This window comes from Hoeflea sp. 108 (assembly GCF_000372965.1).
Classification (GTDB): domain Bacteria; phylum Pseudomonadota; class Alphaproteobacteria; order Rhizobiales; family Rhizobiaceae; genus Aminobacter.
Window position 1 is genome coordinate 3,587,554 of the sequence record NZ_KB890024.1, and the last position, 13,529, is coordinate 3,601,082.

General features: G+C 64.0%; 13 protein-coding genes. 10 read left to right on the top strand and 3 right to left on the bottom strand.

The window, feature by feature from the left end; translation table 11 throughout:
* Positions 1–107: 107 nt before the first annotated feature.
* The gene (locus B015_RS0117860; protein WP_018429097.1) at positions 108–1,097 is read right to left on the bottom strand and encodes a tripartite tricarboxylate transporter substrate binding protein; all 990 of its coding nucleotides are present in this window, start codon (positions 1,095–1,097) and stop codon (positions 108–110) included.
* Positions 1,098–1,279: 182 nt separating this feature from the next.
* Between B015_RS0117860 and B015_RS0117865 the strand changes: the two genes are divergently transcribed.
* From B015_RS0117865 to B015_RS0117890, 5 genes are all read left to right on the top strand, one after another.
* Positions 1,280–2,362, top strand: a complete 1,083-nt coding sequence (locus tag B015_RS0117865) for an AbrB family transcriptional regulator (RefSeq protein WP_051091914.1) — start codon at positions 1,280–1,282, stop codon at positions 2,360–2,362.
* A 357-nt stretch (positions 2,363–2,719) separates the two neighbouring features.
* Positions 2,720–4,387 (top strand): 2-isopropylmalate synthase, encoded by a 1,668-nt coding sequence (leuA, locus tag B015_RS0117875; protein ID WP_018429100.1) that lies wholly within the window; start codon positions 2,720–2,722, stop codon positions 4,385–4,387.
* Between the two features lie 193 nt (positions 4,388–4,580).
* Positions 4,581–6,323, top strand: a complete 1,743-nt coding sequence (locus B015_RS0117880; protein ID WP_040456298.1) for a hypothetical protein — start codon at positions 4,581–4,583, stop codon at positions 6,321–6,323.
* Between the two features lie 130 nt (positions 6,324–6,453).
* Positions 6,454–7,254: an alpha/beta fold hydrolase gene (locus tag B015_RS0117885; RefSeq protein WP_018429102.1), complete on the top strand. Its 801-nt coding sequence runs from the start codon at positions 6,454–6,456 to the stop codon at positions 7,252–7,254.
* 165 nt (positions 7,255–7,419) lie between these two features.
* Positions 7,420–8,028 (top strand): hypothetical protein, encoded by a 609-nt coding sequence (locus B015_RS0117890; protein WP_018429103.1) that lies wholly within the window; start codon positions 7,420–7,422, stop codon positions 8,026–8,028.
* Here the strand turns inward: B015_RS0117890 and B015_RS0117895 are convergent.
* A complete protein-coding gene (locus B015_RS0117895) occupies positions 8,018–8,947 on the bottom strand; it encodes a metallophosphoesterase (protein ID WP_018429104.1) in 930 nt (309 codons plus the stop codon). The two genes, B015_RS0117890 and B015_RS0117895, sit on opposite strands and share 11 nt — an antisense overlap.
* A gap of 53 nt (positions 8,948–9,000) precedes the next feature.
* Between B015_RS0117895 and B015_RS0117900 the strand changes: the two genes are divergently transcribed.
* Positions 9,001–9,501 (top strand): NUDIX domain-containing protein, encoded by a 501-nt coding sequence (locus B015_RS0117900; protein ID WP_026227421.1) that lies wholly within the window; start codon positions 9,001–9,003, stop codon positions 9,499–9,501.
* Between the two features lie 28 nt (positions 9,502–9,529).
* Here B015_RS0117900 and B015_RS0117905 read toward each other — a convergent pair whose 3' ends face one another.
* A complete protein-coding gene (locus B015_RS0117905; RefSeq protein WP_018429106.1) occupies positions 9,530–10,519 on the bottom strand; it encodes a glutathione S-transferase family protein in 990 nt (329 codons plus the stop codon).
* 271 nt (positions 10,520–10,790) lie between these two features.
* Between B015_RS0117905 and B015_RS0117910 the strand changes: the two genes are divergently transcribed.
* The 4 genes from B015_RS0117910 to B015_RS0117925 all read left to right on the top strand — a co-directional run bounded on the left by B015_RS0117910 (position 10,791) and on the right by B015_RS0117925 (position 13,492).
* A complete protein-coding gene (locus B015_RS0117910) occupies positions 10,791–11,327 on the top strand; it encodes an N-acetyltransferase (protein WP_018429107.1) in 537 nt (178 codons plus the stop codon).
* Between the two features lie 66 nt (positions 11,328–11,393).
* A complete protein-coding gene (locus B015_RS0117915) occupies positions 11,394–12,155 on the top strand; it encodes a 3-hydroxyacyl-CoA dehydrogenase (protein ID WP_018429108.1) in 762 nt (253 codons plus the stop codon).
* Between the two features lie 146 nt (positions 12,156–12,301).
* Positions 12,302–13,066, top strand: coding sequence for a HugZ family protein (locus B015_RS0117920; RefSeq protein ID WP_018429109.1), 765 nt, complete (start codon positions 12,302–12,304; stop codon positions 13,064–13,066).
* Between the two features lie 129 nt (positions 13,067–13,195).
* Positions 13,196–13,492 (top strand): metalloregulator ArsR/SmtB family transcription factor, encoded by a 297-nt coding sequence (locus tag B015_RS0117925; RefSeq protein ID WP_018429110.1) that lies wholly within the window; start codon positions 13,196–13,198, stop codon positions 13,490–13,492.
* Positions 13,493–13,529: the final 37 nt, after the last annotated feature.

Here is a 13,529-nt window from a genome sequence, read left to right on the forward strand (position 1 = left end):
AACCAGCCGTTGAATCGGATTGGCAGGCGATTGAGCCAACCGCCTGCCGGACAAGAACAATTCGAGCGGCCATGCCTTCAAGGCTCGAGCATGGCCGGCCCGCAGCATCACTCCATGCTGATGTTGGCGTTCTTGACCACCGGCGCCCATTTGGCGAGCTCGGCCTTCACATGAGCGGCCAGTTCCTCCGGCGTCGAGCCGACGATCCTGGCGCTGAAGCCGTTCATCTTTTCGATGACAGCAGGGTCCTTCATCGCCTTGTTGGCCGAGGCGTTCAGCCGGTCGATCACCTCCTTGGGCGTGCCGGCCGGCGCAAACAGCGCATTCCACGTATAGGTCTCGTAATCAGGCACGCCTGATTCAGCGATGGTCGGAATGTCGGGAAAGGACGCCGCCCGCTCGGCAGTCGTCACGCCCAGCGCCCGCAGCGTGCCGCCCTTGATGTGGGCCGAGGACGACGGCAGGTTGTCGAACATGATCGGCACCTGGTTGCCGACGACATCGTTGAGCGCCGGCCCAGCCCCCTTATAGGGAATGTGCTGTATGTTGACGCCGGCCATGGCCTTGAACAGTTCGCCCGACAGGTGCAGGGGCGTGCCGTTGCCCGACGAGGCATAGGAGTATTTCTCCGGGTCGGCCTTGAGCAGCGCGATCAGTTCCTCGACGTTCTTGGCCGGAAGCGCGGGATTCACCACCAGCACGTTCGGCACCACGACCAGCAGCGACACGGGGGCGAAATCCTTCTCCGGATCGTAGGGCTTGGTCTTGAGGATCAGCGGGTTCAGCGCATGCGTCGCAACCGTGCCCATCAGGATGGTGTAGCCGTCGGGATCGGCGCGGGCGACACGGTCGGCGCCGATGTTGCCGCCGGCGCCGGCAACGTTCTCGACCACCACCTGCTGACCGAGATCGTCGGACATCTTCTGCGCGATGATGCGCCCGACAACGTCGGTCGACCCGCCGGCGGCGAACGGAATGACAAGGGTGACCGGACGGTCGGGGAACTGCTGGGCACCGGCGCCAGGGGCCATGGCGAGCAGCGGGGCAGCGGAAAGCCCGAGGGCCAGCGCCGCACGGCGAGTGAACTTCGAAGTCATCAGTGCGCATCTCCCATCTTTGCGGCAGCACCTCCTTGCCACCGCCTGGACTGCCGAACGTATGAGCTTCGCATACGCTGTCAATTCAACGTTGGGGGCAGATCGAAACACAGCTTTCGATCGCCATCATTCGGCGCCGGCCGGGCCTGACATTTCCGAGCGAATGGGTCTAAGAGGGCATCATGAAGCCCGAACCGCAGCCATCAGCCCCATTGTCCGCCATCAGGCCCTGGCAGCAATGGCTTTTGCTGCTTGCCTGTTCGGTGCTGCTCGCCGGTGCGCTGGAAATGGTCCATCTGCCGGCTGCACTTCTGGTCGGGCCGATGCTGGCGGCGATCGCGCTCGGCAGCAATGGCGCGACCGTCAGGGTGCCGCGATCGCTGTTCATCGCAGCACAGGCGTTGATCGGCTGCCTGGTCGCCAATTCGATCTCGCCGGGCATCTTCTCGACCTTCCTGTCCGAATGGCCGCTGTTCCTGGGATCGGCGATCGCCACCGTCGTTGCCTCGAGCTTCCTCGGCTGGTTCATCTCGCGCCTCAAGGTGCTGCCCGGCACGACCGCTGTGTGGGGTTCGGCGCCGGGCGCGGCCACCGCCATGGTGCTGATGGCAGATGCCTTCGGCGCAGACGCCCGGCTGGTTGCCTTCATGCAGTATCTGCGCGTCATCATGGTTTCGGTGGCGGCAGCCCTGGTGGCGCGCCTTTGGGTCGACACGTCTGATGTAGAGCTCGCAGCCATCGAATGGTTTCCCGCCATTCACTGGCAGGCGTTCGGCGCGATGATTGGCGTTGCCGTCGTCGGCGGTGCGCTCGGCCATGTCCTGCGCATCCCCTCGCCCTATTTCGTCGGCGCGATGATCCTGGGCACGGCACTGCATCTCGGCTTCGGATTGGAGCTGCAATTGCCGGAATGGCTGCTGGCCGTCGGCTACGGCCTGATCGGCTGGTCGATCGGGCTCAACTTCACCCGGCCGATCCTGCGCCACGCCGCGCGCGCCCTGCCCCAGGTGGTAGGCTCCATTGCCGCCCTGATGGCCTTCTGCGGCATGCTGGCCTGGGGCCTGCACCACCTGCTCGGCGTCGACCCACTAACGGCCTATCTGGCCACCAGCCCAGGGGGCATGGATTCGATTGCGATCATCGCCGCTGCCGCCTCCAACGTCGACCTGTCCTTCGTGCTGACGCTGCAGATGCTGCGCTTCCTGCTCGTGCTCATCTTCGGCCCCGCATTGGCGCGGCTGGTGGCACGGACGATCAAGACGTGAGAACAACAGGTCTTCCCCAGCTTGCCCTTGCGCCAGCCGGTGCCCTCCTGTAAGGAAGCGCCATGACTTCGCGCCAGGTTAACAACACCTCCCGTCCGGCCGCTTTTGCGGGCGAGACGCTGCGCGCCCTTTCTTCGGCTCTTCTTCTTCTCGGCCTTATCGGCGATCGCCGGGCTCGTTAAGGGAGCGTCCGGCGGTCGAATTTGCCGCCGAGGCATGTGCTCCTTTGCTCTTCACAACAGAACCGAATTTCTGATTTAAGACCGCTGAAGCATGTGCGCTCTGTCGTGCATGGCGGCCAAGAGAACGAGACCGACAATGAGCAAGACCACTCCCGCGTCCAGCCGCAGCGCCGGCATGCCGTCCGCCGCAGTCAAGTACCAAGCCTATCACAAGATCGACCTGCCGGACCGGACCTGGCCCTCCAGGATCATCGACAAGGCCCCGATCTGGTGCTCGGTCGACCTGCGCGACGGCAACCAGTCGCTCGTCGACCCGATGGGCCACGACCGCAAGGCGCGCATGTTCCAGCTGCTGCTCGACATGGGCTTCAAGGAAATCGAGATCGGCTTCCCATCCGCCTCGCAGACCGACTTCGATTTTGCCCGCTGGTGCATCGAGGAAGGCAACATCGCCGACGACGTGTCGCTGCAGGTTCTCGTTCAGTGCCGGCCGGAACTGATCACCCGCACCTTCGAGGCGCTCGACGGCGCCCACAAGCCGATCGTGCATTTCTACAACTCGACCAGCGAGTTGCAGCGCCGCGTGGTGTTCGCCAAGGATGTCCAGGGCATCAAGCAGATCGCCACCGACGCCGCCAAGATGATCACCGACATGGCCGCCAAGGCCGGCGGCGGCTATCGCTTCGAATATTCGCCCGAGAGCTTCACCGGCACCGAGCTGGAAGTCGCGCTGGAGATCTGCAACGCCGTTGCCGAAATCGTCAAGCCGACGCCCGACAACAAGCTGATCATCAACCTGCCGTCGACCGTCGAGATGGCGACGCCAAACATCTATGCCGATCAGATCGAGTGGATGTGCCGCAACCTCGACAATCGCGACAACCTGATCATCTCGCTGCACCCGCACAACGATCGCGGCACCGGCATCGCCGCCACCGAACTCGGCCTGATGGCGGGCGCCGACCGTGTCGAAGGTACGCTGTTCGGCAATGGCGAGCGCACCGGCAACGTCGACGTCGTGACGCTGGCGCTCAACATGTTCACCCAGGGCATCGACCCCATGCTCGACTGCTCCGACATCGAGCGGATCAAGCAGGTCTACGAATATTCGAACCAGATGGTCATTCCGGAGCGCCACCCTTATGTCGGCGAGCTGGTCTACACCGCCTTCTCCGGCTCGCATCAGGACGCCATCAACAAGGGCATGAAGGCGATCAAGGTTGCCAACAAGCCGTTGTGGGAAGTGCCTTACCTGCCGATCGACCCGCAGGACGTAGGCCGCAGCTACGAGGCGATCATCCGCATCAACTCGCAGTCCGGCAAGGGCGGCATCGCCTATGTGCTCCAGGCCGATTACGGCCTCAATCTGCCGCGCTCGCTGCAGGTCGAGTTCAGCCAGGACATCCAGGCGATCACCGACAGCGAAGGCAAGGAAGTCTCGCCCAAGCGCATCCATGAGCGTTTCCTCGAGGTCTATGTCGACCAGCCGGCCGCGCGCCTGAAGTTCGTCGATCACCAGACCTTCCCCGACACGGTGCTCAAGGGTCGCCGCGTCGTCGAGGCGACCATCACCGACAACGGCAAGGAAATGGTGATCTCCGGCACCGGCAACGGCCCCATCGACGGCTTCGTCGACGCCCTTTCCCGCCACCTCGGCATCGACCTGTCTGTGCTCGACTATTCCGAGCACTCGATCCAGCGCGGCTCGAACGCCGCCGCCATCTGCTACATGGAGGTGGAATATCCCGGTGGCCGCCTGTTCGGCGCCGGCATCAACACCAACATCGTGGCGGCCTCGCTCGAAGCGGTGGTATCGGCAGCCAATCGAATCCTGGCGCGCTGAATGCAGGCACGGCAAGCCGTCGGGAAATCGATCCCGGCTTTCGGACAGGCTTGTTAAGGTTAATGCCAGATCAAATGCGCCTCGCCCGTGGATAACGGGCGGGGCGTTTGTCCATCTGGTGCCGGCGCGCTTGTGCCCAAGCGCCAGCCGACTATGATCTGGCTGTTCGTACCGGTTCGAAAAGGGTCGATACTTGGTTGCCTCCACGCCTGCTGCCCCCGCAGTGCGCGAAGCGCTTGAGCGGCTTGTTGCCAGCGAGACCTTTGCCCGGTCCGATCGGGCACGCAAACTGCTACGCTATCTCGTGGAAAGGGAGCTCGCCGGCGACGCCGAGCGGCTGAAGGGCTTTGCCATTGCCGTCGACGTGTTCGGCAAGGACGCCGAGTTCGATTCCGCCACCGATGCCGTGGTGCGCGTCCAGGCAGGTCGCCTGCGCGAACTTCTCGCTCAGTATTACGCAGCCGAGGGAACCAGCGACCCGATCCGCGTCTCCATCCCGCGCGGCAACTATGTGCCGACCTACGAGGCCGTGGTCGAATGCCCGCCCGAAACGACCGAGACGCCCGCGGAAGAGCCGGCAGCGGCCGAAATAGCCGAACCCGAGCATCGACACAGCGATGAACAGGGCCTGGACCCTGCCCTGCAGGGATCGAGCGTCACCCGCCAGCTGCGCTATTTCTGGGCGGCGATGGCGCTCGTCATCGTCATGCTCGGCATCCTTTTGTTCCGCAACATCGGCGGTCCCATCGGCGCCGAAATCGCCGGCATGACCGATTTCCGCAATGCCACCTCGAGCATCAGCAACGCGGTCGACCAGCTGCCCGCGGTGCATATCCATCCGGGCTCGGAAGGCGGCGATACGGCAAGGGTAGCGACCGTGCTGAGAACCGCCCTCTCCGGCTTCGACACGATCGACCTGATTGCCCGCGACCAGACCGACCGGCAGCGCCGCGTCGATCCGACCGACTTCGACTTCACCGTCAATCCAGGCCCGAGCGCCGGTTCGGTACTGATCGAACTCCAGCATATGGCCAGCGGTCGCATCCTGCTGTCGCGGGTGCTGACGCCTCAGGACATCAGGCCCGACGCCATCGACGACCGCATCGCCGAGATCGTCACCTCGGCTGTTCCCGTCTCCGGCATGATCTATGCCTATATCGAGCAGAACGGCCTGCAGCGCGGCCTGATGACCTGCCTGCTGCTGAGCGACGACTATTATATGGACCAGAGCTCGGCCAAGCACCGCGCCGCCTACCAGTGCCTGGAAGACCTGTCGAGGCGCGGCGCCAAGTCGCCGGTCATCTATTCGGAAATGGCGTCCCTACAGCTGGAGAGCGTGACCGACAACTACACCTATCCGCCCGACGCCACCGCCGAGGGTGCCTTCGCGCTCGCTCATTCGGCCGTGCAGACCGGCGCCACCAGCCCCTTCGCCCACCGCTCCTACGGCTACCTTCAGTCGCGCGTCGGCGATCCCGCGGAATCGATCCGCTGGATGCGCAAGGCCTATGAACTCAACACCTACGACCTGACGATGGCGGCCGCCTATGGCTATGCCCTGGTGCTGTCAGGCAGCTACAGCGAGGGTGTGCCGATCATCAAGCGCGCCGTCGAAAGCTCGAGCGCCCATCCGAGCTGGTGGGATTATGGTCTGTTCCTCGGCGAGTTCATGCTCGGCAATCGTTACGCAGCAGCACGCTCCGCCAACGCGCTGACCACCGCCAAGCGGCCGCATTACCTGGCCGCCCGGCTGATCGCCGCGAATTTCGTCAACGACAAGAAGACGGCCTCCGATCTCGCCAAGGAGATTGCCGCGACCTATCCGGCCTTTGCCACGGACCCCGCCGCCGCCTTCGCCAAGGGCAGGTATCCGGAGGAGCTGACCAAGTCGCTGACGAAAGCGTTGCGCGCCGCGGGTCTGGGCCAGCAAAGCTGAGTTAACGGTCTTTTAATCGGACCCATTTTCTGCATAATAACGCCCGAATACGCTCATACAGCGTATTGCATTTGCATACTTCATATTTAAAGTTTCTAACCGGGGTCGGGCTTAGGTTTTTTCAAGGAAGATGAATTACTCCATCCATGCGGCCGTTCGAGGGGACGGCAAGAATGTGGTGGTCTTGCTTCACGGTTTCGGTGGTTGCTGCGACATCTGGAAGGATGTCGTCGATTGCCTGGACGGTGCATTCACGACAATCGCTTATGATTTGCCGGGACACGGCCTGTCGATCGACTTTCCCAAGGCTGGGTCGGCGAAGGTCGCAGCCAATGCCGTGCTTGCCGATCTTGCCGAGCGCGGCATCGAGCGCGCCCATTTCATCGGCCATTCCATGGGCGGAGCAGTCGCAACCCTTGCAGCCCTCGCCCAACCCTCACGCGTCGCGTCACTGACGCTCTTGGCGCCAGGCGGCTACGGCCCGGACATCAATGCCCCCCTGCTCCGGCGATTTGCGGCCGCCACCGCGCCCGAGGATATCCGTGCCTGCCTCGCCGAAATGTCGAGCCCGGACAGCCGCGTCAACGAACACGCCGTTGCAACGCTGGCCAAGATGCGCAGCCGGCCCGGCCAGTCGGAAAAGCTGATTGCCTTCGCCGACACCATGACCGCGGGCAACCGCCAGGGGGTCATTCCGCGTGAAGCCATCGCCGCCCTGCCGATGCCTGTCATGGTGGTGTGGGGCACCGACGATGCAGTGCTGCCTTACAGCCAGGCCGACGGGCTACCGGCCCGCTTCATGATCCATCACGTGCTCGAGGTCGGGCACATGCTGCCGGAAGAAACGCCTGAGCTGGTAGCCGAGATCATCCGCCGCATGAGCCGCCGCCGGCAACGCGCGGTGCCGATTGCGACCGGCTGCGAAGCCTGAATCAGTTCATGCAGGACAGCGGCTAAGCGCCTGCGCAGAAAACCTTTTGCACGCTCGGCGATTGAACGCGTCGGATACAATTCCGCCGCGATCGCAACTATGTTAACTCTTGCTTAACGAGGTGACGCCGGCGAAATTCGGCGCGCCGTGCAAGGAACCGGAGCGATGAAGGACGACAACGTGAGCGCGATCCGGACAGCACATGCGCTGTCGGATGCCATTCGCGACGTCAAGAACGCCGCGGCCGACCGCACCGATGTGGTGGTCGACCTGCGCGACGCCCATCGCATGCGGCTGGAACTGCTGGCCGCCGAGCTCGAGCAGGTGTTTGCCGACGTTCCCAAGGACATCGACAATTTCGACTTCGCGATTTCGTCCGGCCTGCAGCCGAGATTGTGGATCGACGCGGTCAGCCACGTCGCGCTCGGCCGCGACCGCCGCACCTTCCGCTTCGTGCGCGACACCCGCATTGGCCGCGTCGTCCTGGCCGAGACCACCGACGTCAAGCGCGTTGCCGAGCAGGTGACGCGTTACATCGCCGAACGCATCGTCGAGCGCCAGCAGATGATGGAGGGCGGCGCGATGCCGGCGACGCAGGGCTTTGCCCGCGAGCCGGTGATGGAAGCCGAACCGGCGATGCGGCGCTTGCGCCACCCCGCCTGGCCGGGCCTGCTGTCCGGTTTCGGGCTGCTGGTCGCGGGTGCTGCCGCAGGCATTGCACTCATGGCCGCACTCTACTGGCTGCGGGTCGCCGCGACCGGCGTCAGCTTCTGACCAGCGCCTCCGGGCGCGCGGCGGAACTCAGATCCACCGTCGAAATCTGAACCGGCGCGGCCGCCGACAGCAGGCCACGCCGGGTCAGCGAGACGTTCCATGCATCGGGCTCGCCCGAGATGTCGATCAGGTTGAACTGCGCCGCCGGCTTGAGCGCGCCGGGCGCCTGACCGGCTGCGGCGACGCCGACCACCGGCACCGCACCCTTGGTCCCCGGAATCCAGTACAGCGTCGGCAGGTGCGAATGGCCATGCACCACAAGCTCGGCGCCATGCCCCCTGACCACCTTCTGGAACTTGCCGATGCCGAACAGCCGCTTGTGCGGGCCGACCGCTCCGCGCACCGGCGGATGATGGATCATGATGACCCGGAACAGCCCCTGCCTGCCGGTTTCGTCGAGGATCGTTGCGAGCCGGTCGGCCTGGCCATCGCGAAAGAAGCCGCTTGCCATGAAGGGCGCCGTGGCGCGCGCGGTCGACACGCCGATCAGCGCGACATTGCCGCGTATGCGAAGATAGGGAAAGCTGTGCTGGTTGACCGGCCCCACGGCATTGTCGCCGCGCATCCACGGCGCCCAGGCCACGCAGGCCTTGTCGAAGGCTCCGGGCACATAGGCATCATGGTTGCCGGGCACGACGGAGACATCCTCCGGCACGCCCAGCGTTTCGAGCCACATCCGGGCGAGCCCGATCTCGCCGTCGAGCGCCAGATTGACGAGGTCGCCGGTGACGGCGAGATGGCTGGGCGACTGCGCCTTGAGGTCGGCGACGATGGCGTCGACGACGCCGTCATGATGATGGCGACGACGGTTGCGTTGCCAGTTGACGTAGCCCACCGCCCGCTTGGAGGCGAGTTCGCGATAGGTTACATCCGGAAGCGGACCAAGATGGGCGTCGGAAATATGCGCAAGCCTGAACATTACTCCCTTGTAGGTCAGGCGATGGCCGCTTTCCACCCATGGCGGTGGCGCTGATGGCAAATGCTGCAAGGCAAGATCAGCCGCGCCAGAGTATGTGGTCACGGCTGCGCGGACGCCTCTTCCACGTCTATTTCCTGATGCGGCGACCGATGACGCTTGGCGTGCGCGGTCTTGTCCACGACACGGCGACCAACTCCGTCTTCCTCATTCGCCACACCTATGTGCCCGGCTGGCAGCTGCCCGGCGGCGGCGTCGAGATCGGCGAGACTTTTGCCGAGTCACTTGCCCGCGAACTGGAGGAGGAAGGCAACATCGCGCTTGCCGGTCCGCCCGTTCTCAGGTCGATCCACCTCAACAACAAGGCGACGAAACGGGATCACGTCGGCTTCTATCTGATCCAGGCCTTCCGGCAGGACAGGCCGAAGCTGCCCGACCACGAAATCGCCGAGGCCGGCTTCTTCCCGCTCGATGCGCTGCCGGAAGGGACGACGCCGGCGACGCTGCGACGGATCGCCGAGGTGTTCGAAGGCAAGGAAGCGTCGCCCTATTGGTAAGTTTTTGGCGACGCGCGCGCCAAGTCCCTCACGCCGCCTTCAGCAACTTCCCCCTGTTGTGCGGGGCGTCGAGGTTCAGCTCCGGCCCGAGCGGGATGATGCCGGTCGGGTTGATGGTGGCGTGGCTGCCGTAATAGTGCGCCTTGATGTGCAGCATGTTGACCGTCTCGGCCACACCGGGCACCTGATAGAGCTCGCGCAGGTAGTTCGACAGGTTGGGATAGTCGGCGATCCGGCGCAAATTGGTCTTGAAGTGGCCGACATAGACGGCATCGAAACGCACCAGCGTGGTGAACAGCCGCCAGTCGGCCTCGGTCATCCGCTCGCCGACCAGATAGCGGTGGCGCGACAGCCGATCCTCAAGCGTATCGAGGGCGGCAAACAGCTCGTTGAACGCCTCCTCATAGGCCACCTGGCTGGTGGCGAAACCGGCCCGGTAGACGCCATTGTTGATCGAGCCGTAGACGAGTTCGTTGACCGCATTGATATCGCTGCGCAGGCCTTCCGGATAGAAATCGACCGATGCGTCGCCCCATTCGTCGAAAGCCGAGTTCAACATGCGGATGATCTCGGACGATTCATTGGAGACGATCGTCTTTTCCTTCTTGTCCCACAGCACCGGCACGGTCACGCGGCCGGAATAGGTCGGATCGGCCATGGTGTAGATCTGGTGCAGGTAATCCAGGCCATAGAGCGTGTCGCCGGTCGCGCCGTCGTCGGTGCGGAAGGTCCAACCGTTTTCGCCCATATAGTGGTGGACGACTGAAACCGAGATGATGTCCTCGAGCCCTTTCAGCGCGCGGAAGATCAGCGTGCGGTGTGCCCACGGACAGGCGAGCGAGACATAGAGGTGGTAGCGCCCCGGCTCGGCCCTGAAGCCGCGCGTGCGGCCCGCCGCCGGCTTGCCGTCGACGGTGATCCAGTCGCGCCACTGCGCATGCGAACGCACGAATTTGCCGCCCGTCGACTTGGTGTCGTACCAGCGGTCCTGCCACTTGCCTTCAACCAGCAATCCCATCGCGAAATCCTTTCGTTTGCCACGATGTAGGACACCAAGGGCGCAAACCGAAGGGCAACAGTTTGAACGGATCGTCAACGCCGGACGCACATCGGCCAAATGCACGATGGACGGACGCGAAAAATGATGGTAGCGGGCTTTTCATGTCGCAGACCTTTGCACAGATCCGGATCGACCGACGACGAATGAGCGCACGCGCTTGAAGCGCTGACTTGCGACTGCTGCGGCATGCCCGCGGCACCTCATCCTCGGATACCGGACTGCAAAGACCATGAAACTCTCCGACGTCACCTACATGCCGGAAGCACCGGCGCACGATCTCGAAATCGACGAAATCAACGCTGAGGCCTTCGGCCCCGGTCGGTTCACGCGCGCTGCCTACAAGATCCGCGAAGGCGGCCCGCATGATCGCTCGTTGTCCTTTGTCGCCATGCAGGGCGGCCAGGTGATCGCCTCGGTCCGGATGACGCCGATCGCCGCCGGCGCCGGCCGTGCGCAGATGCTGGGCCCTCTCGCGGTGCGGCCCGATTTCAAGAACATGGGCATTGGCCGTAGGCTTGTTGCCATGGCGCTTGCCGCAGCGGCCGAGGCCAGCGAACCGGCCGTGATCCTTGTCGGCGACGAGCCCTATTATGGCCCGCTCGGCTTTGTGCGCATCCCGCGCGGCCAGATCGAGATGCCCCGCCCCGTCGACCTCAACCGGCTGCTCGCACATGAGATCGTGCCGGGTGCCGTGGCCGAACTTTCGGGCGAGGTCTGCCACGCCAATCTGGCAAAGACCCCGCGACGCACGACCGAGCCGGCCTAGCCGCCGATGACTTGCCCGTGCCGCCCATCTTCCTAATTCATCAACAGTAGAAGAGGACAGGCTGACATGAATCCAAACGGGCAAATCGCAGCAGTCACCGGCGCCGGCTCCGGCCTTGGCGAAGCAACCGCACGGGCACTTGCAGCCAAGGGCGCCAAGGTTGCGATCCTCGACCTCAGCCTGGAGCGCGCCGAAAAGGTCGCCAATGAAATCGGCGGCATCGCCGTGCGCTGCGACGTCTCGAACGAGGAAAGCGCTGTCGCAGCCTTCGCCGAGATCGAAGCCAGGCTCGGCACGGCGCGCATGCTGGTCAACTGCGCCGGCATCGCCGTCGGCGTGAAGACCATCGGCAAGGACGGCCCGCACCCGCTCAGCGTCTTCCGCCAGGTGATCGAGGTCAACCTGATCGGCTCGTTCAACATGATCCGCCTGTTTGCCGACGCGGCAGCCAAGCTCGAGCCGCTGGCCGGCGGCGAGCGCGGCGTCATCGTCAACACCGCCTCCGTTGCCGCCTATGACGGCCAGATCGGCCAGGCCGCCTATTCTGCCTCCAAGGGCGGCGTCGTCGGCATGACCTTGCCGATCGCGCGTGACCTCGCACGCTCGGGTATCCGCGTCTGCACCATCGCGCCCGGCATCTTCAAGACGCCGATGATGGCCGCCATGCCGCAGGAAGTGCAGGATTCGCTCGGCGCTGCCGTCCCCTTCCCGCCGCGCCTGGGCGAGCCGTCCGAATATGCCGCCCTTGCCACCCACATCGTCGAGAACCAGATGCTGAACGGCGAGACCATCCGCCTCGACGGCGCGATCCGCATGGCGCCGAAATAACGGCCGCCTGTTGCCCGGATCGATTATTCTGCAGCCCCGGCAGCGCAAGCTTCCGGGGCTGTTTCGTTTGCGACAATGCTGCCTCTTGCCAAACGGCGGCGACCTGACTGATAAGTGGATTTCAACAGTCATATTTTGGTGATGCCGTGGAAGAGCGCAAGAAGGATGTCATTCGCGAGACCGATGCCGAGGCGATTGCCCTGGCACGTTCACTGATGCGGACGGCGCGCTACGGCGCACTGGCCGTCATCGAGCCCGAGACCGGCGCCCCTCTGGCAAGCCGGGTCGGCACCGCCACCGACGTCGACGGCACGCCGCTGATCCTGATCTCGGGACTTTCGGCCCACACCAAGGGCATCACGGCCGATCCCCGCTGCTCGCTGCTTGTCGGCGAGATCGGCAAGGGCGATCCCCTCGCCTATCCGCGCATCACCCTGTTCTGCCGTGCCCGCCGCCTCGAGCGCGGCACGCCGGAACAGGCCCGCGCCGAGCGGCGCTACCTCAACCGCAACCCGAAGGCCAAGCTTTATGTCGGGCTCGGCGACTTCGCCATCTTCCGCCTCGAACTGGAACGCGCCAACCTCAACGGCGGCTTCGGCAAGGCGTATCTCCTGACGCGCGATGATCTGCTGCTGCAGGGGCCGGCGGTGGAAGCAATCGCGGGTGCCGAGCAATCTGCGCTCGACCACATGAATTCGGACCACCGCGAGGCGATCGACATCTATGCCGCGCATTTCGGCCGCCTGCAGGGCACCGGCTGGTCGCTCAGCGGCTTCGACCCAGAAGGCATGGATCTTACGTTGGGGGATGAGGCCGGACGCGTGCTTTTTCCTCAGATACTTGGCGAATCTGCCGATCTTCGCCGGAGCCTCGTCGAAATGGCCAAACAGGGGCGCGCAGCAAGGTCTTGATTTTTTGAAGGAAAGCTGATTTCTCCTTGAATTGCTAATTCGTCAAACGATTCACTGGCGAATTGGTATCGTGATCTGGCGTTATTGCCCCCATGGCGCCGGAGAGCATTGCGGATACACGGGGTACCCATGAAACCGAAGAAACTGACGGCCAATGCGGAAGCCGCTGCCTCTTTGCTGACGCTTATGGGCAACGAAAAACGGCTGTTGATAATGAGCCACCTTCTCGACACGGAGATGTCGGTGGGAGCTATCGCCGAGAAGGTCTCTCTGAGCCAATCGGCGCTTTCGCAACACCTTGCACGCCTGCGAAACGAAGAGCTGGTCGAGACCCGTCGCGACCGGCAAATGATCTACTACACCTGCAAGTCCGAAGCAGTGCGTAAGCTGCTCGGCACGCTTGAAGGTATTTTCGAGGACGCCTGACACACGACCAGGCTTCTCAGGGCTCCCATGGCGGCCT